Origin of the sequence: Micromonospora sp. NBC_00362 (genome assembly GCF_026342155.1) — a bacterium.
GTDB lineage: Bacteria > Actinomycetota > Actinomycetes > Mycobacteriales > Micromonosporaceae > Micromonospora > Micromonospora hortensis.
In genome coordinates this window covers 4,490,835-4,508,143 of the sequence record NZ_JAPENH010000001.1, presented here as the reverse complement: position 1 = coordinate 4,508,143, position 17,309 = coordinate 4,490,835, and the positions used below count along the sequence as shown (strand labels likewise).

The following is a 17,309-nucleotide window of genomic DNA, read 5'->3' as shown; positions in this document are numbered from 1 at the left end:
TTTGCCGATACGTGAGCGTGTCGCGCGAAAGGCCTATTGAAGCCATCCGCGTCCGGGCGGCAGACTGGGGACCGGTTTCGCCCGTCGCGGCCGGCCGAGGACCGGCACCACCCCTTCGTCGCGAACGCTCGCCGGTCGACGGTCGCGCCCCCGGCGGGTGTCACCAGTGGCGCGTTACCGGAGGTAGCCCGAGTGGGGTCGAGCAGCCAGCGGCGGGGACCAGTGACTCACGGGTTGCGCGATGAGTGAGCGGCGCAGTCCCACCATCAGACGGCGGCGGCTCGGGGCCGAGCTGCGCCGCCAGCGGGAGTCCGCCGGGATCACCATCGAGGTGGTCGCCGAACAGTTGGAGTGCTCGGCGTCGAAGGTCTCCCGGATCGAGACCGGGCACACCACGGCCACCCCACGCGACGTGCGGGACATGCTGCGGATCTACGGCGTCGTCGGCGCCGAGAGCGACGAGCTCGTGCAGATCGCCCGGGAGGCCCGCCAGAAGGGCTGGTGGCACCCCTACAGCACGGTGCTCGTCGGCGCATACGTCGGGCTGGAGGCGGCGGCCAGTTCGATCCGGGCGTACGAACAGCAGGTCGTTCCGGGTCTTCTGGAGACCGAGGAGTACGCCGGGGCCATGATCCGTGCGGCTCGGCCGGACTTCACCGCCGATCAGGTGCATCAAAGAGTGCGTGTCCGTTTGGGCCGTCAGTCGTTATTGACCCAGGACGATCCGGTCGATCTGTGGGTGGTGCTCGATGAGGCGGTGGTAAGTCGGCCGGTGGGCGGGGACGAGGTGATGCGCGGTCAACTCAAGCGGTTGGTCGAGGTGGCCGAGTTGCCGAACGTGACGCTGCAGATCCTGCCCTTCGAGGTGGGTGCGCATGCCGGCATGGACGGCACGTTCACGATCCTCAGCTTCCCTGAGCCCGGTGATCCGGATGTTGTGTACGCGGAGAACGCCACGGGTGGGCTTTTCCTCGAGAAGAGCGACGAACTACAGAAGTACAGCTTCATCTTCGATCACATCCGCGCTGCGGCCATACGTCCGGAGGAGTCCGTCGCACACATCGCAAAACTGGCAGAGGAGCCGTTGTGGAAATGGCGACCAAAGGGTTCCCCGTGGACCTGACGCAGGCAGCATGGTTCAAGAGCTCGAAGAGCGGGCCGAACTGTGACAACTGCGTGGAGGTGGCGTACGTGACGGGGGCGGTCGGAGTGCGGGACTCGAAGGACAAGGCGGGCCCCGCCCTGGTCTTCGCGCCGGGTGACTGGCACTCCTTCGTTGCCGGCACCCGGGGTGGTGTGTTCGGCGCGGTCTGACCGACTGGTCAATGGAGTCCCCGTCCGGTTCGCCGGACGGGGACTTTGCCGTGTCCGCGGTGGGCGCGGCTGCCTGTCGCGTCGCGGCGGGGGTCGGAGAGGTTCCGTCGGGATTCCCGTCGCCAGAGCGTCCCCGTCTCGTTGAACCGATCGGTACGGCGCTGGTCGACGACCCGCCGCACCGACCCGCAACCGAGCGAGTAGGCGAGACGGATGACGACGATCGGTTCAGACAACCTCACCACCGGTCCGGCAAAGCCGGAGCGGTTCGGTGGCAAGTACCGCGGTGCTCGTCGGGACACGGTTCTGACCGAGGTGGTCTCGACCGACCAGGAGTTGAGCGGTCGGGAGGGTGCTTCCGAGACGACGGATCCTCCGCTCTCGCTGCCCTCACTGGACCCGAACCCGCTGATCGAGCCGTCGTTCCCGCCGGCGGGCTGGCCGATGGAGCCGCCCGAGTCCCTGGCGGACCACCCGTTGCTGCGGGGTCTGCTGATGGAGTTGCCGCCGAAGGGCACAGTGCCCTCGCAGGACTGGCTGGACCGCTGGTTCGAGGCCACCAGGTCGATCCTGGAACTGCTATACGTGCAGAGCGCCAGCCGCCCGCGTTGACCCTGCGACGGCGGGCTGGGCCCGCTCCGCGAGGCGGTTGTGGCGTAGCGCGTGCCGGACCCCGATGGCGATCACCGCTAGTGCCCCCACCGTGATCGCCGGCCCGGTGACGCCGGGGTCGGCGCCGAGGTCGGCACCGGCGGCGGCGATCAATGCCGGCAGCGTGGCCAGGGCGGTGACCTGCGGTGGCAGCCCGACGAGCGGGTGGGCTGCGGCGGCGCGCAGCCCGTGCGGCGCGGGGGTGGCGGGGGCACTGGCGAACGCGCCCGCACCTGCCCAGAGCCGGCGGATCCGTCGTACCGAGCAGACCGTCGCCACCAGCGCCGGGCCGGCGGCCACTGTGAGCCCGGCGGCGGCCCGGTCGACCGGCGCGGTGCCGGCGCTGAGCAGCCCGCCGCCGAGCACGGCCGCGGTGAGCGCCACGCCGGTGAGGGTCAGCGCCAGCAACCATCCGGTACGCCGACGCAGCATGCGGGTGTTGCGCAGCCCGGGGAGGCCGTCGGCAACGACGCCGGCGGCCAGCCAGACGGCGGCGACCGGAAGCAGGATGGTGAGCTGACTCTCCATGTTCGAGAGTCTTTCCCGAATTCCGGCGAGGCGAATCCGGGCGCGTCCCCCGTTCGCCCCGGACGCCGGGCCCGTAGGGGGTCATCACTCGAAGGTATGGCCGTTTCGACATGTTCAACTGCCCGACGACTGACTTACCCTCAGCTAGATCGGCGAGTGTCGATTGATGTTGGGACCGGTGGTCACGTTCCACTGCCGGTCAGAGGGAGGTAGGAAATGGGTCTTCCACGAAGGTCCGTACTGATCGGGGTGGCCGCGGCGACAGTGCTGGCCGTCGGTACCCCAGCCCTGGCCGCCGAACCCGTGGGTGTGGTTCGGGCCGCCGGCGGAGCCACCGCCGTGCCGGACAGCTACATCGTCGTACTCAAGGACAGCGCCGTGGCCCGGGACCGGGTCGGCGACACCGCGAAGCGGCTCTCCGGCCGCCACGGCGGCACTGTGGCCCGCACCTACGGAGCGGCGCTGCGCGGCTTCGAGGCCACCGTGAACGCGAGCGCGGCGGCGCGGATCGCGGCCGACCCGGCGGTGGCGTACGTCGAGCAGAACCACACCGTCTCGATCTCCGGCACGCAGGCCAACCCGCCCTCCTGGGGCCTCGACCGGATCGACCAGCGCAACCGGCCGTTGGACAGCTCCTACACCTACCCGAACACGGCGAGCAACGTGCACGCCTACATCATCGACACCGGCATCCGGTTCTCACACAACGACTTCGGCGGCCGGGCCACGTCCGGCTACGACGCGGTGGACGGTGGGTCGGCCGACGACTGCAACGGGCACGGCACGCACGTGGCCGGCACTGTCGGCGGGTCCGCGTACGGGGTGGCCAAGGGCGTCCAACTCGTCGGCGTACGGGTCCTGAACTGCTCCGGCAGTGGCACGAATGCCGGCGTGATCGGCGGCGTCGACTGGGTCACCGCGAACGCGATCAAGCCGGCGGTGGCGAACATGAGCCTCGGCGGCGGCGCGAACAGCTCGCTGGACAACGCCGTCCGCAACTCGATCGCCTCGGGCGTCACGTACGGCCTGGCGGCCGGCAACGACAACGGCGCGAACGCCTGCAACACCTCGCCGGCGCGTACCACGGAAGCCATCACGGTGGGCTCGACGACCAGCTCGGACGCCCGGTCGTCGTTCTCCAACATCGGCACCTGCCTGGACATCTTCGCGCCCGGCTCGTCGATCACCTCGGCCTGGTACAACAGCAACACCGCCACCAACACGATCAGTGGCACCTCGATGGCCACCCCGCACGTGGTCGGAGCGGCGGCCCTGGTGGCCAGCGCCAACCCGAGCTGGACCCCGGCTCAGGTCCGCAATCAGCTGGTGGCCAACGCCACGCCCAACGTGGTGAGCAACCCCGGCTCGGGCTCACCGAACCTGCTGCTCTACGTGGGTACCGGCAGCACCCCGCCGCCGCCCACCGGCTGCACCGGCACCAACGGCACCGACGTGTCGATCCCGGACGCCGGCTCGGCGGTGACCAGCTCGATCACCATCTCCGGCTGTGGTCGCAACGCCTCCTCGACCTCCACGGTGGCGGTGAACATCGTGCACACCTACCGCGGTGACCTGGTCATCGACCTGCTCGCCCCGGACGGCAGCTCGTACCGGCTGAAGAACAGCAGCACCTCGGACAGCGCCGACAACGTGAACGCCACGTACTCGGTCAACGTGTCCGGTGAGGCCGCCGACGGCATCTGGCGACTCCAGGTGCGGGACACCTACTCGGCCGACACCGGCTACATCAACACCTGGACCCTGACGGTCTGACCGGTCTCTGACGACCGAGGCCCCACCCGGCACGCCGGGTGGGGCCTCGCGTCGTACGGATCGGGCTCAGACCGAGAAGGTGGCCGGCCGCTCGGTGGCCGGGGCCGGCGGGCGGGCCTTCCACAGGCCGATCTTCTGCGCGGCGAGCCGGCTCAGGTAGACCGGGTTGAGGATGACGTAGCGGCGCCAGAGCCGCTTCGGCTCCAGACCGAGGCGCCAGAACCACTCAAGACCGGCCCGCTGCATCCACGGCGGGGGCTGGCGCAGCAGCCCGGCGTGGTAGTCGAAGGCCGCGCCGACCGCCATCAGCGGCATGTCGAGCAGCGGCCGCATGGCGTACGCGAAGACCTCCTGGCGCGGGCAGCCGAGCCCGACCAGCACCAACCGGGCCCCACTGGACCGGATCCGGTCGGCGATCTCGGCGTCCTCACCGGGCTGGACGGCACGGAACTTGGACGGCTCCACCCCGGCGATCTTCAACGCCGGGAACATCCGCTCCAGGGCCGGGATCAACCGGGCGAGGGTCTCCTCGGTCGAGCCGTACAGGTATACCGGTAGCCCCTCGTCGGCGAAGCGCGACAGCACGTGCAGGGTCAGGGTCGGCCCGTACACCCGGTCGCTGAGGCCGGCGTGGTGCAGCAGGTTGAGCGCCCAGCGCACCGGCTGCCCGTCCGGCGTGACCACGTCGAAGGAGTTGAGCCGCGCGTTGTGCGCCGGGTCGAGCACCCCGGTCATCACACCGTGCACTGCCAACGCGGTCAGCGCGAGGGGACGCCGCTCGTGTGCCGCGGTCACCACCGCGTCGGTCGCCGTGGCGTAGTCGGTGGCGTCGACCAGGACGCCGAGCACGTTGCGCTTCGTCCGGACACTCACGGCTGGGCCACCCACTTGTCCACGTTGGCCTCGTAGATTTCCCGCAGGATCATCGGCACGTCGTACGTGATCTTCCAGTCCGGATACTGCGCCTCGAACCGGGCCATGCTGCTGACGTACCACTGGTGGTCGCCGGTGCGGTTCTGCTCGACGTAGTTGATCTGCGCCTCGCGGCCGGTGATCTCCTCAGCGATCCGGAATGCCTCGATGTGCGAGGTGTTGGAGTGCCGGCCGCCACCGAGGTTGTAGACCTCAGCGGATCGCGGGGCCCGGAAGAACGCCTCGAACGCGGTCAGCACGTCGTGCGAGTGGATCGCGTCCCGCACCATCTTGCCCTTGTAGCCGAAGAGGTTGTAGGTCCGGCCCTCCATGACGCAGCGCATCAGATAGGCCAGGAACCCGTGCAGCTCGGCCGCCGAGTGCGCCGGGCCGGTCAGCGTGCCGCCCCGGAAGCAGGCGGTCTTCATGTCGAAGTAGCGCCCGTACTCCTGGACCATCACGTCCGCGGCGACCTTGGAGGCGCCGAAGACCGAATGCAGCGAGTGGTCGATCGACATCTCTTCGGTGATGCCCTGGTACCAGCGGTGGTCCTCGGGCAGTTCGTACCGGGTCTCCAGCTCGATGAGCGGCAGGCTGTTGGGCCGGTCGCCGTACACCTTGTTCGTCGAGCAGTGGATGAACGGTGCGTCGATCGCGTGCCGGCGCGTGTTCTCCAGGATGTTGAGCGTGCCGCCGGCGTTCACGTCGAAGTCCGTGTACGGCTCCTTGGCTGCCCAGTCATGGCTCGGCTGGGCAGCGCTGTGGATCACCACGGCGATGTCCGAGCCGTACTTCTTGAACACCTGCTCCAGGCCGTCCCGGTCCCGGATGTCCACCGCGAAGTGGGTGTACGCGTTGCCCAGGTCACGGCCGAGCCGTTCAAGGCTCCACGAGGTGGAGCCGTCCTCGCCGAAGAAGTACCGGCGCATGTCGTTGTCGATGCCGACAACATCCAGACCGAGGCCGGCGAAATGCCGGACCGCCTCGGAGCCGATCAGACCACCCGACCCTGTCACCAACGCGACACTCACACGCCACTCCTGGTCCATCGGAGGCAGAATCCATCGGAGCATAGCGTGACGTCCAGCACGCCCCGATATGACGGAAGGGCCCCGCATGAAGCGGAGCCCTCGTCGTTGGTGGGGATGGGGGGAGTTGAACCCCCACGCCCTTTCGGGCACACGGACCTGAACCGTGCGCGTCTGCCATTCCGCCACATCCCCGTGGCACAACCCGGAACACTCTAGCCGCCCGGCCCCGCTGTCTCCAACGGGCCTCGGGAATACTACGCTGTCCCCGGCGCTCGCCACGAGCGATTACCGTTCGTGGCGGACGAAAGATTAGCACGACAATCCCGGCCCTTCCGAACGGGTCGAGAGCAGCCGGCCGAGCGGCGTGTGAGCTGCGCGCGCGCCGGCCGGATACCATCATGTCCTCGGGACCCGAGGAGGAGCCGGTGAGCGTGCTGCAACGCTTCGAGAAGCGTCTGGAAGGCCTGGTCGAAGGGGCCTTCGCCAAGGTCTTCAAAGGGGTGGTTCACCCCGTGGAGATCCTCAACGCCATGCAGCGGGAGGCCGAGGCGCACAAGGCGATCCTGGCCGGTGGGCGCACGTTGGTGCCCAACCGCTACGTGATCGATCTCTCGCCGTTCGACCACAGTCGGCTGGCGCCGTACGCCGCCGCGCTGGCCCAGGAGTTGGCCCAGTCGCAGGCGGAGTTCATCGGCGAGCAGGCGTGGACGGTCTACGGCGACGTGATCGTCGAGATCGAGCGAGGCGAGGGTCTGGACACGGGCATGTTCCGTGTCACGGCCGAGGTCTACACCGGCGGTGAGGTCGCCCCGGTGTCGGCGCCCGGCTACGACGCTGGCCCGCCCGCCTACCCCGCGTACGACCAGGGCGGTGGCTACGGTCCGCCGCCCGGGCACGGTGGCGGTCGCAACGTGCGGCTGGTCTCCGGCGACGGTCGCACCTACCCCCTCCAGATGGGGTCGACGGTGATCGGTCGCGGCGACCAGGCCAACCTGCGTCTGCCCGACGTCGGCATCTCCCGGCGACACGCCCGGCTGGATTTCGACGGGGGCCAGGTCGTGTTGACCGACCTGGGTTCGACCAACGGCACCATGGTGAACGGGCAGCGGGTCTCCGCCGTCGCGCTCAACCCCGGTGACATGGTCCAGCTCGGGACGACGACGCTGACCTTCCGCGTGGACGGCTGACCCGCCTTGCCGGAACTGGTCATCACCGTTGCCCGGTTCGGGTTCCTGATCCTGCTGTGGATCTTCGTGTTCACGGTGGTCGGCGTGATCCGCCGGGACCTCTTCGCGGGCGCCCGGTCCGGTCGTCTGGTGGCCGCGCCACGCGCGGTAGGCGCCTCGACGGGGCAGGCGGCGAAGCCGGCGAAGGTGAAACGGGGCAGAGCGGCGCACCAGCTGGTGGTGACGGCCGGTCAGCTGGCCGGCACCAAAATCACTCTCGGTGAAGCGCAGATCACCATTGGTCGGGCTGAGGACTCCACCCTGGTCATCACCGACGACTACGCCTCAGCGCGACACGCCCGGCTCATGCCGCGTGAGGGGCAGTGGTACGTCGAGGACCTCGGCTCGACTAACGGCACGTACCTCGATCGCGCTAAGGTCTCCGGACCAACCCCCGTCCCCCTCGGCGTGCCGATCCGGATCGGCCGCACTTCCCTCGAATTACGGCCATGACTCTGACCCTGCGCTATGCGGCCCACAGCGACCGCGGTCTGATCCGAGACGGCAATCAAGACTCCGTCTACGCCGGGCCGCGGTTACTCGCCGTTGCCGACGGCATGGGCGGTATGGCCGCCGGTGACGTCGCCAGCAACATCGTCATCGGTGCCATGGCGCCGCTCGACGAGGACGTCCCGGGGGACGCTCTCGTCGATGCGTTGCGTTCGGCCGTGGGCACCGCCAACCAACAACTCCGCGACACGGTGGACGCCAACCCACAGCTGGAGGGGATGGGCACCACGCTGACGGCGACCCTCTTCACCGGCAGCAAGCTGGGGATGGTCCACATTGGCGACTCGCGGGCCTACCTGCTGCGCAATGGCGAGTTCGCGCAGATCACCAAGGACGACACCTACGTCCAGATGCTGGTCGACGAAGGCCGCATCAGCGCCGAGGAGGCGAGCAGTCACCCGCAGCGGTCGCTGCTCACCCGCGCCCTCGACGGTCGGGACATCGACCCGGAATACTCGGTCCGCCAGGTCATGCCCGGCGACCGGTACCTGATCTGCAGCGACGGCCTCTCAGGTGTGGTCAGCGCCGAAACCATCGGCGAGACCCTGCGCGAGTACACCGACCCGCAGCAGTGCGTCGAGCGGCTGGTGCAGCTCGCGCTGCGCGGCGGTGGGCCGGACAACATCACGGTGATCATCGCCGACGCCACGGACCAGGACATCGTCGAGGCGACACCGATCGTGGGCGGCGCCGCCGCCCGGGACCGCGGCATGGCGACCTCCGCCGACGACTCGACTCCGGCCGCCCGAGCCTCGGCGCTCTCCGCGCCGCGCCCGGCCGCGCCCGAGGAGCCGGCGGCCTCCGACGACGACGCCGATCGGCCGAAGCGACGCCCGGTCCGGACCGCCGCCATGGCGCTGGCCCTGCTGGTGATCGTCGGTGGTGCGGCGTTCGGTGGTTGGACCTACACCCAGCGGCAGTACTACGTGGGAGCCACCGAAGAGGGCCAGGTTGCCGTCTTCCGCGGTGTCCAGGGTCAGATCGCCGGGATGGACCTGTCCAGCGTGCACCGTCGCAGCGGCACCCGCCTGGACGACCTCACCGTCGCCGCACAGGACACCGTCAAGGTCGGTATCCGGGCCAAGAGTGAGCCGGACGCCGAGCGTCAACTCGCCGAGTTGACCAGCGACACGCCGAGCAACCCCAACCTGAAGCCGCTCTGTCCACTCGACCCGACCGCCGCCGGGGTCACCACGCCGACTCCGACGCCGACCCCGGTCGGTTCGACGCCGACCCCGAACGGCAGCCCGAGCGCCAACGCGTCGCCGACCCCCAACGGGGTTGTCAGCGCAAGCCCGACCGTCGGTGCCACCACCGCTCTCGGTGGGGCCGGCGCGACCACCACACCCGACGTCACGCCCTCCGACTCGGCCACACCGGCGCTCGACACGGCCGGCTGCCGGTCTCCTGAGTGAGCGTCGGCTGAGATCCTGAGGACTCCACCCGTGACCGTAGCGGCCACACCGGCACCCTCGCCCGCCACCGCGGGCGAGCAATCCGGCGTACGCCTGGCGCGGTCGCGCCGCAACGCCGAGCTGTACCTGCTGTTGCTCGCGATGGTGCTGGTGGCCGCGTACGGGGCGACCGTCGAGGCGAACCTGCTGGACACTGTCACCTCGGACTTCTGGATGCCGGCCGCCGCGCTCGGCGCGGTCTTCCTCGGCCTGCACCTGGTCATCCGGTTCCTGGCCCCGTTCGCCGACCCGGCGCTGCTGCCGGCGGTGGCCCTGCTCAACGGGCTCGGGGTGGGCTTCCTGCGCCGGATCGACCTGGGCGACGCCCCGGTGGCCGAGCGGGAGAGCCTGGCCGTCTTCGCGGGGCAGGGCGGGCGGCAGCTGGCCTGGACGCTCAGTGCGGTGATCCTCGCCGCCGGCCTGCTCGCGATCATGCGCGACCACCGGTCGATCTCGCGGTACGCGTACACCCTGGGGTTGGCCGGCATCGTGCTGGTGATGATCCCGGCGGTGCTGCCGCCGAGCATCTCCGAGATCAACGGCGCGAAGCTGTGGGTTCGGGTCGGCAGCTTCTCGATCCAGCCGGGTGAGTTCGCCAAGCTGGCGCTGCTGGTCTTCTTCGCCTACTACCTGGTGCGCAAGCGTGAGGTGCTGTCGCTGGCCAGCCGGCGCTTCCTCGGCATCGACTTTCCGCGTGGCCGTGACCTCGGGCCGGTGGTCGGCGTCTGGCTGATCAGCGTCCTGGTGCTGGTCTTCGAGAAGGACCTGGGCACCTCGCTGCTCTACTTCGGCATGTTCGTGGTGACGCTCTACATCGCCACCGAACGGGTCAGTTGGCTGCTGATCGGCCTGGTCCTCTTCTTCGGCGGCGCGTACCTCGCCTATGTCCTCGGCTCGACTGTCGGCGGGCCGTTCGCCAACTTCTACGTGCGGGCGGAGATCTGGCTCGACCCGTTCGCCGACCCGACCAACAAGGGCTACCAACTCGTGCAGGGCCTGCTCGCCCTGGGCACTGGCGGGCTCTTCGGCGCGGGGCCGGGCGGCGGTCAGCCGGAGATCCTGCCCGAGGTGCAGAACGACTTCATCTTCGCCGGCATCGGTGAGGAGATCGGCCTCTTCGGCCTGTCCGCGCTGTTGGTCGTCTACCTGCTGATCGTGGAGCGCGGGCTGCGTGCCGCGCTCGCGGTACGGGACTCGTTCGGCAAGCTGCTCGCCGGCGGTCTGGCGTTCACCCTCGGCCTCCAGGTCTTCGTGATCGTCGGCGGGATCAGCAAGCTCATCCCGCTGACCGGTCAGACCACCCCGTTCCTGTCCGCCGGCGGGTCGTCGTTGATGGCCAACTGGCTGCTCATCGCGGTGCTGCTGCGGGTCTCCGACGGGGCCCGCCGACCGGTGACCGGGGGCAGCGGGGGCAAGGCGGTCCGACCCGGCGGTGGCCCGCCCGAGCAGCTGCACGGTGCTCCCACGGAGGTGATCAAGCCGTGAACGCACCCCTGCGCCGCGTTGGCGTCGTCGTCATGGTCCTGTTCGGTCTGCTCTTCGCCAACCTCAACTGGATCCAGGCCTACAAGGCGGATGAATACCGGACCAGCGACTACAACGGTCGGGTTCAGGTCGCCGAGTACGACCGCAAGCGCGGCAACATCGAGGCTGGTGGCACGGCCGTGGCCACGAGCAAGGAGACCACCGGCAGCCTGAAGTTCCTGCGCACCTACCCCAGCGGCGCCAAGTACGCCCACGTGCTCGGCTACAAGCCGGTCAACCTGGCCGACCAGGGCATCGAGCAGGTGGAGAACGACTTCCTGGCCGGCACCAGCGACCAGCTGATCGGCGACCGGTTGAAGGACATGTTCACCGGCGACGACACCGGCGGCGGCAACGTGCTCCTCACGCTCTCCAAGCGGGCCCAGGACGTGGCGTACGAGCAGCTGGGCAACAACGAGGTGGGTGCGAAGCGGGGCGCGGCGATCGCCATCGACCCGCGTACCGGTGCCATCCAGGCGCTGGTCTCCATGCCGAGCTTCAACCCGAACCCGCTGGCCAGCCATGACACAAAGGGGGCGGCGGCGGCGTACAACAAGCTGGAACAGGACCCGGAAGGTCCGCTGAAGAACCGCGCGCTCGCCGAGACGCTGCCGCCGGGCTCCACCTTCAAGATCGTGGTGGCGGCGGCGGCGCTGGAGAACGGCGTCACCAAGTCCACCCAGATCCCGGCCGGTCCCAGCTACACCGCGCCCACCTCGGGCACCCCGATCCGCAACGCCGATCCGTCGATCTGCCCGACTCGGCAGGTCAGCCTGCTGGAGGCGGTCACCAAGTCGTGCAACACCGGCTTCGCCCAGCTCGGTGTGCGGCTCGGCGCGGAGACCGTCAAGGAGAAGGCCCGCCAATTCGGTTTCGAGCAGGAGGACCTGACCGTCGGCCAGCTCGGCGAGGGCGGCCTGCCCACGGCGGCCAGTCGAACCGGGACGATGCAGAACCAGGACGGCAGCACCGACCCGGCCGCGCTGGCCCAGTCCTCGATCGGTCAGAACAACGTCCGGATGACGCCCCTCGAAGGCGCCATGATCGCCGGCTCGATCGCCAACAACGGCAGCCAGATGCGGCCGTACCTGGTGCGGCAGCTGCTCGCTCCGGACCGGACCACCAGCTACTACACAGCGAAGGCGCGGGAGCTGCGTCAGCCCGTCGAGCCGCAGGTCGCCACCGACCTGCGCGAGATGATGGTCAGCGTGGTCCAGAACGGCACCGGGCGAAAGGCCGCGATCAACGGCTACACGGTCGGCGGCAAGACCGGCACCGCCCAGTCCGCCCCGGACCGGCCCGACCACGGCTGGTTCATCGGCTTCGCCCTGGACAAGAACGGTAACCCGGTCTCCGCGGTCTGCGTGATGCTGGAGCAGGCCGGCCCCGGTGGCAGCGCCGAGGCGGCTCGGATCGCCGGTCAGATCATGCGGGCCGCCATCGCCGACCCAGGGGGTCGCTGACATGCTCAGCCCCGGCGTGCAGCTCGGCAACCGCTACCGTCTCGACGAGCGGATCGCCAGCGGTGGCATGGGCGACGTCTGGCGCGGCACCGACCAGGTGCTCGGCCGGACGGTCGCGGTGAAGAGCCTGCTGCCCGCCCTGCTCGACGACCCGGACTTCGGTGAGCGGTTCCGCGGCGAGGCCCGCACCATGGCCACCATCAATCATCCCGGCGTGGTGGACGTCTACGACTTCGGCAACGACCAGCAGATCGCCTTCCTGGTCATGGAGTACGTCGAGGGTGACGCCCTGTCGTCCACGTTGAGCCGGGTCGGCCGGCTCACCCCGGCCCGGACGATGGCCCTCGTCGCGCAGGCCGCCGACGCGCTGCACGCCGCGCACGAGAAGGGCATCGTGCACCGCGACGTGAAGCCGGGCAACCTGCTGGTCCGGCCGAACGGCACGCTGGTCCTGACCGACTTCGGCATCGCCCGCTCCGACCTGGTCGGCCAGCTCACCGCCGCCGGTTCGGTGCTCGGCACCGCCTCGTACATCTCGCCGGAGCAGGCCACCGGCGGCGTGGCCACCCCGGCGTCCGACGTGTACGCCCTCGGCGTGGTCGCCTACCAGTGCCTGGCCGGTCGGCGGCCGTTCGAGGGCGACAACCCCCTCGACATCGCGATGCGACACGTCCGGGAGACGCCCCGGCCACTGCCGGCCGACATCCCTCCGCAGGTGCGAGCACTTGTCGAACGGGCGTTGGCAAAGGACCCGGCCGCCCGCTGGCCGAGCGCCGCCGCACTCGCGGGAGTCGCCCGTCAGCTCAAGGCCACGCTCTCCCAGCAGGCTCGGGCCGGCGCCAACTCCGGGCCGGTGTCCGCGGCGCCCGCCTCACCCGCGGCGCCCGGCCGGGCCCAGGTGCCGCAGGCGCACCAGATGCGTCCACCGGCTGCCCGTCCACCGGTGGCCGGAGCCAGGCCGACCGCTGTCGCACCCGCCCAACAGCCACGCCCCACCGCCGTCGCGCCGGCCGTCCGGCCGCAGGGCGCACCGAACGGCTACCCGCGCGGTGCGGCAGCGGTGCCGTCCGGGCCGCCCCGGCAGGAACACCCGCCGGCGTACGTCCGGCAGGCCGGCCCGGCGACGCCGTCGCCCCAGCCCCAGCGGTCCCGGCCGGGAATGGTGCTTCTCGCCATCCTGCTGGCCGTGCTGGTCCTGCTCTGCTCCGGCGTGATTTCCTACAACCTACGGAAGCAGTCGCAGGCCGGTGTATCGGCCGGGCTGGCGCCGCGCACCGTGGCGTCCGGCGCGCTACGACTCGACCGGCGCGACGATCCGACCCGGACGTCGTACCGTCGAGAGGTACGACTCCAGCCGGGCAACGGCGGGACGACGACGAGCGAAGGACGACAGACGCGATGACAGCGCAGGCCCGCCTGCTCGGTGGCAGGTACCAGGTCGGCGAACTGCTCGGCTATGGCGGCATGGCCGAGGTGCACCGTGGTCGCGACCTCCGGCTCGGTCGGGACGTCGCGATCAAGATGCTCCGCACCGACCTCGCCCGGGACGCGACGTTCCAGATGCGGTTCCGTCGGGAGGCGCAGAACGCCGCCTCGCTCAACCATCCGGCCATCGTGGCGGTCTACGACACCGGCGAGGAGACCGCGCCGACCGGTGAGACGCTGCCGTTCATCGTCATGGAGTTCGTCAACGGACGGACCTTGAAGGAGGTCCTCGGCGCCGAGGGGCGGCTTCAGCCGCGCCGTGCGCTGGAGATCTGCGCCGACATGTGCGCCGCCCTGGAGTTCAGCCACCGGCACGGCATCATCCACCGGGACATCAAGCCCGGCAACGTGATGCTCACCCAGACCGGCCAGGTCAAGGTGATGGACTTCGGCATCGCTCGGGCGTTGGCCAGTGGTGCGACCACCATGACCCAGACCAGCGCGGTCATCGGCACTGCCCAGTATCTTTCACCGGAGCAGGCACGCGGCGAGGCCGTCGACGCGCGCTCCGACGTGTACGCGGCCGGCTGCGTGCTCTTCGAACTGGTCTGCGGGCACCCGCCGTTCGTCGGGGACAGCCCGGTCAGCGTCGCCTACCAGCACGTACGGGAGACGCCGCCGACGCCGAGCGACATCAACCCGGACGTCACCCCGGCCGTCGACGCGATCGTGCTCAAGGCGCTGTCGAAGAACCCGCTGAACCGCTACCAGAGCGCTGGCGAGATGCGGGCCGACCTGCTCCGCGCCGCCGCCGGCCGGCCCGTGCTGGCCACCCCGGTGCTGCGCGAGGCGGAGACGGTGGCGATGGCCCCGGCCGGCGGTGGGGGCGGCTATCCGGCTTCCGGCCGTGGGCCGCAGACCGGGCAGATCCCGGCCCGGGTGGGTGACCCCCGTCAGCGCAAGGCGTCCTCCTGGCTGATCGCGACGTTCAGCGCGGTCGGCGTGCTGGCGGTGATCGCCCTGGTCGCCGCCCTGCTCTGGAACATGCAGAAGGACAACGACCTGAAGTCGGTGCCCACCCTCACCGGCAAGGCCCGGGACGTGGCGATCGCCGAGATCCAGAAAGCCGGTCTGTCCGCACAGGTGGGTGACCCGGTGATGGCAAGTGACTGCACCGAGGGCACTGTCGTCAAGCAGAACCCGCTGCCGACCACCTCGGTGAAGCAGAACGGCACTGTCACCATTCAGATCTGTGGCGGTAAGCCCGAGGTGCGTGTTCCCGCCGGGCTCAAGGGCAGCAAGCGGGAGAGCGCCATCGCCCGGCTCACCGAGGCGAAGCTCAAGTTCGACGTCAAGACGGTGAACGACGAGGCGAGCCAGGACGAGGTCCTCAGCGTCGACCCGCCCGAGGGTGAGAGCGTTCCCGAAGGTACGCAGGTGAAGCTCACGGTCTCGAAGGGCAACATCCGCGAGGTGCCGGACGTCGTCGGGTTGGGCCAGGAGGAGGCCACCCGCGTCCTCCGGAACGACGGCTTCACTGTCGACGTGCAGAAGGGGCCGGAGGTGCCCGCCGACCAGGCGGGGACGGTCACCGACCAGAGCCCGAACGGCAAGGAGAAGAAGCCCACCGGCACGAGGGTGATCATCAAGGTGAGTCAGCCCGAGCCGGAGACCGACCCGACGCCCTCCGTGACGCCGACGGGCACGCCGACGGGCACGCCGACCACTCCCGGTAACGGGGGAGGCATCGGTCTGCCGTTCCCACCCCCGCCGAGCCGGCCCCAGGACTAGGCCACCTGCGGGCATCGACGTGACCGAGGCTGAGTCTTCCCCGGTCAGGCCGGTGCGGCGGTCGCCTCGACGCCTCCGCCGGCTGGCCGTCGCGGGCCTCGTCGTGCTGGTGCTCGCCAGCTCCCCGTGGCTGTGGACGACGCTCGCCGCACGCGGCCACCTGTACGCCGCCGCCGACGCGCCGGCCGCCGACGTGGTGATCGTGCTCGGCACCGAGGTGGCGGCCGATCGGCAGCGGCCGGGCGACCGTCTCGCCGGCCGCCTGGACACCGCCGCCGAGTTGGTGACCAGCGGGCGAGCCACAGTGGTCTTGGTGTCGGGCGACGGCGGTGGGGAGTCCGGCGACGAGCCGGCGGTGATGACGACGTACCTCGCCGAGCGCGGTGTCGACAGGCGTCGGATGGTGGCCGACCCGTTCGGCCTGGACACCTACGACAGCTGCGCGAGAGCCCGCGAGGTGTACGGCGTCGAGCGGGCCCTGATCGTCACCCAGTCGTACCACCTGTCCCGGGCGGTGACGCTGTGCCGGCAGCTCGGCCTCGACGTCGACGGGGTGACCGCCCGCTGCGACGGCTGCGGTGCTGCCCTGCTCGCCGAGAAGTCGGTTCGGGACTACTTCGCCAGTGGCAAGGCGGCGTGGGACGCGGTGCGCGACCGACCGCCTGCGGTGCGTTCGCCCGCCAGTTCCGCGGTTCAGGACGCGCTGCGGGGCTGACCCGGCCGGTGCGGGGTCCCGATGATCCGGTGACTGTGCCCTGACGTCCGGCCCCTCAGGCGGTGGCGAAGGCCGCCCGACGACGTGCGTCCACCTCGGCGGCGAGCGCGGGTGCGCGCTCCAGCGCCTCGGGGTGACCGCAACTGGCCAGCCAGTTGGCCAGCATCAGGTGACCGCCCTCGGTGAGCACCGACTCCGGGTGGAACTGGACGCCCTCGATGGGCAGTGTCCGGTGCCGCATCGCCATCACCACGCCGGAGCCGGTCCAGCCGGTGACCTCCAGCTCGTCGGGGAGCGTCTCGGGCAGCACGGCGAGCGAGTGGTACCGGGTGGCGGTGAACGGGTCGGGCAATCCGGCGAGTACGCCGACCGAATGGTGTCGTACCTCGGAGGTCTTGCCGTGCAGCAGCTCGGGGGCGCGTGTCACTGTCGCCCCGAAGGCTTCGCCGATCGCCTGATGGCCGAGGCAGACACCGAAGATCGGTAGCTGACCCGCGTACTCCCGGATGACGTCCAGGCAGATGCCGGCCCGGTCCGGGCTGCCCGGCCCCGGCGACAGCAGGATGCCGTCAGCGCCAACAGTGCCCACCTCGGCGACGTCGATCTCGTCGTTGCGGCGGACCTCGCAGTCCACGCCGAGCTGGCCCAGGTACTGCACGAGGTTGAAGACGAACGAGTCGTAGTTGTCGATCACCAGGACGCGCATGGTCACCTGCTCGGGGAGGGGGGCGCGGGGTTGTTCTGGTCGGTGTCGTACGGCAGATCGTGCTCGTCGCCGGCCGGCGTCTCCCCGGTCACCGGGTCGCCGCCGCCACCCGTCTCGGCGGGTACGCCGGACTCGACCTGCACGTCGTCGAAGGGCAGCAGCGGCTCGGCCCACGGGAAGGCGACGTACCACAGCAGGGCCACTGTGGCAGCCACCAGGAGGACCGAGCCGGTCAACTTCCCGACCACCCCGAACGGCAGCTTGCGCCAGATGAACGCGTACACCG

General features: G+C 70.2%; 17 protein-coding genes and 1 tRNA gene. 12 read left to right on the top strand and 6 right to left on the bottom strand.

The window, feature by feature from the left end; genetic code table 11:
* Positions 1 to 241 precede the first annotated feature (241 nt).
* From OG992_RS20745 to OG992_RS20735, 3 genes are all read left to right on the top strand, one after another.
* Entirely contained in the window at positions 242 to 1,123 is an 882-nt protein-coding gene (locus tag OG992_RS20745; RefSeq protein ID WP_091396372.1) for a helix-turn-helix transcriptional regulator, read from the top strand.
* Positions 1,093 to 1,314: a DUF397 domain-containing protein gene (locus OG992_RS20740; RefSeq protein WP_091396369.1), complete on the top strand. Its 222-nt coding sequence runs from the start codon at positions 1,093 to 1,095 to the stop codon at positions 1,312 to 1,314. Before OG992_RS20745 ends, OG992_RS20740 begins: the two co-directional genes overlap by 31 nt.
* A 213-nt stretch (positions 1,315 to 1,527) precedes the next feature.
* The gene (locus OG992_RS20735) at positions 1,528 to 1,926 is read left to right on the top strand and encodes a hypothetical protein (RefSeq protein WP_238658498.1); all 399 of its coding nucleotides are present in this window, start codon (positions 1,528 to 1,530) and stop codon (positions 1,924 to 1,926) included.
* Here the strand turns inward: OG992_RS20735 and OG992_RS20730 are convergent.
* Entirely contained in the window at positions 1,894 to 2,493 is a 600-nt protein-coding gene (locus OG992_RS20730; RefSeq protein WP_238687675.1) for a hypothetical protein, read from the bottom strand. The two genes, OG992_RS20735 and OG992_RS20730, sit on opposite strands and share 33 nt — an antisense overlap.
* A 216-nt stretch (positions 2,494 to 2,709) precedes the next feature.
* Between OG992_RS20730 and OG992_RS20725 the strand changes: the two genes are divergently transcribed.
* Positions 2,710 to 4,266, top strand: a complete 1,557-nt coding sequence (locus OG992_RS20725) for a S8 family serine peptidase (RefSeq protein ID WP_238687676.1) — start codon at positions 2,710 to 2,712, stop codon at positions 4,264 to 4,266.
* Positions 4,267 to 4,332: 66 nt separating this feature from the next.
* Here the strand turns inward: OG992_RS20725 and OG992_RS20720 are convergent, their stop codons facing one another.
* The 3 genes from OG992_RS20720 to OG992_RS20710 all read right to left on the bottom strand — a co-directional run bounded on the left by OG992_RS20720 (position 4,333) and on the right by OG992_RS20710 (position 6,401).
* Entirely contained in the window at positions 4,333 to 5,139 is an 807-nt protein-coding gene (locus OG992_RS20720; RefSeq protein WP_238687677.1) for a WecB/TagA/CpsF family glycosyltransferase, read from the bottom strand.
* Positions 5,136 to 6,251, bottom strand: a complete 1,116-nt coding sequence (locus tag OG992_RS20715; protein WP_238687678.1) for an NAD-dependent epimerase/dehydratase family protein — start codon at positions 6,249 to 6,251, stop codon at positions 5,136 to 5,138. The genes OG992_RS20720 and OG992_RS20715 overlap by 4 nt, the downstream gene beginning before the upstream one ends.
* A 64-nt stretch (positions 6,252 to 6,315) precedes the next feature.
* Positions 6,316 to 6,401 (bottom strand) — tRNA-Leu (locus OG992_RS20710).
* A gap of 206 nt (positions 6,402 to 6,607) precedes the next feature.
* Between OG992_RS20710 and OG992_RS20705 the strand changes: the two genes are divergently transcribed.
* The 8 genes from OG992_RS20705 to OG992_RS20670 are packed head-to-tail and all read left to right on the top strand — an operon-like array spanning position 6,608 to position 16,317.
* Positions 6,608 to 7,396: a DUF3662 and FHA domain-containing protein gene (locus OG992_RS20705; RefSeq protein WP_007454122.1), complete on the top strand. Its 789-nt coding sequence runs from the start codon at positions 6,608 to 6,610 to the stop codon at positions 7,394 to 7,396.
* A 6-nt stretch (positions 7,397 to 7,402) separates the two neighbouring features.
* Positions 7,403 to 7,888 (top strand): FHA domain-containing protein, encoded by a 486-nt coding sequence (locus OG992_RS20700; protein WP_238687679.1) that lies wholly within the window; start codon positions 7,403 to 7,405, stop codon positions 7,886 to 7,888.
* Positions 7,885 to 9,360, top strand: a complete 1,476-nt coding sequence (locus OG992_RS20695; protein WP_238687680.1) for a PP2C family serine/threonine-protein phosphatase — start codon at positions 7,885 to 7,887, stop codon at positions 9,358 to 9,360. Before OG992_RS20700 ends, OG992_RS20695 begins: the two co-directional genes overlap by 4 nt.
* A gap of 30 nt (positions 9,361 to 9,390) precedes the next feature.
* Entirely contained in the window at positions 9,391 to 10,884 is a 1,494-nt protein-coding gene (locus OG992_RS20690) for an FtsW/RodA/SpoVE family cell cycle protein (RefSeq protein WP_266304081.1), read from the top strand.
* A complete protein-coding gene (locus OG992_RS20685) occupies positions 10,881 to 12,386 on the top strand; it encodes a penicillin-binding protein 2 (RefSeq protein WP_266304080.1) in 1,506 nt (501 codons plus the stop codon). The genes OG992_RS20690 and OG992_RS20685 overlap by 4 nt, the downstream gene beginning before the upstream one ends.
* A gap of 1 nt (position 12,387) precedes the next feature.
* Positions 12,388 to 13,788 (top strand): serine/threonine-protein kinase, encoded by a 1,401-nt coding sequence (locus OG992_RS20680; RefSeq protein WP_238687683.1) that lies wholly within the window; start codon positions 12,388 to 12,390, stop codon positions 13,786 to 13,788.
* Positions 13,785 to 15,602: a Stk1 family PASTA domain-containing Ser/Thr kinase gene (pknB, locus tag OG992_RS20675; protein WP_266304079.1), complete on the top strand. Its 1,818-nt coding sequence runs from the start codon at positions 13,785 to 13,787 to the stop codon at positions 15,600 to 15,602. The genes OG992_RS20680 and pknB overlap by 4 nt, the downstream gene beginning before the upstream one ends.
* 52 nt (positions 15,603 to 15,654) lie before the next feature.
* Positions 15,655 to 16,317 (top strand): vancomycin high temperature exclusion protein, encoded by a 663-nt coding sequence (locus OG992_RS20670; protein WP_266304078.1) that lies wholly within the window; start codon positions 15,655 to 15,657, stop codon positions 16,315 to 16,317.
* 55 nt (positions 16,318 to 16,372) lie between these two features.
* Here the strand turns inward: OG992_RS20670 and OG992_RS20665 are convergent, their stop codons facing one another.
* Both OG992_RS20665 and OG992_RS20660 read right to left on the bottom strand, forming a co-directional pair.
* On the bottom strand, positions 16,373 to 17,023 hold the full coding sequence (locus tag OG992_RS20665) for an aminodeoxychorismate/anthranilate synthase component II (RefSeq protein WP_238660647.1): 651 nt from the start codon (positions 17,021 to 17,023) through the stop codon (positions 16,373 to 16,375).
* Positions 17,024 to 17,025: 2 nt separating this feature from the next.
* Positions 17,026 to 17,307, bottom strand: a complete 282-nt coding sequence (locus tag OG992_RS20660; protein ID WP_238687687.1) for a hypothetical protein — start codon at positions 17,305 to 17,307, stop codon at positions 17,026 to 17,028.
* Positions 17,308 to 17,309 lie beyond the last annotated feature (2 nt).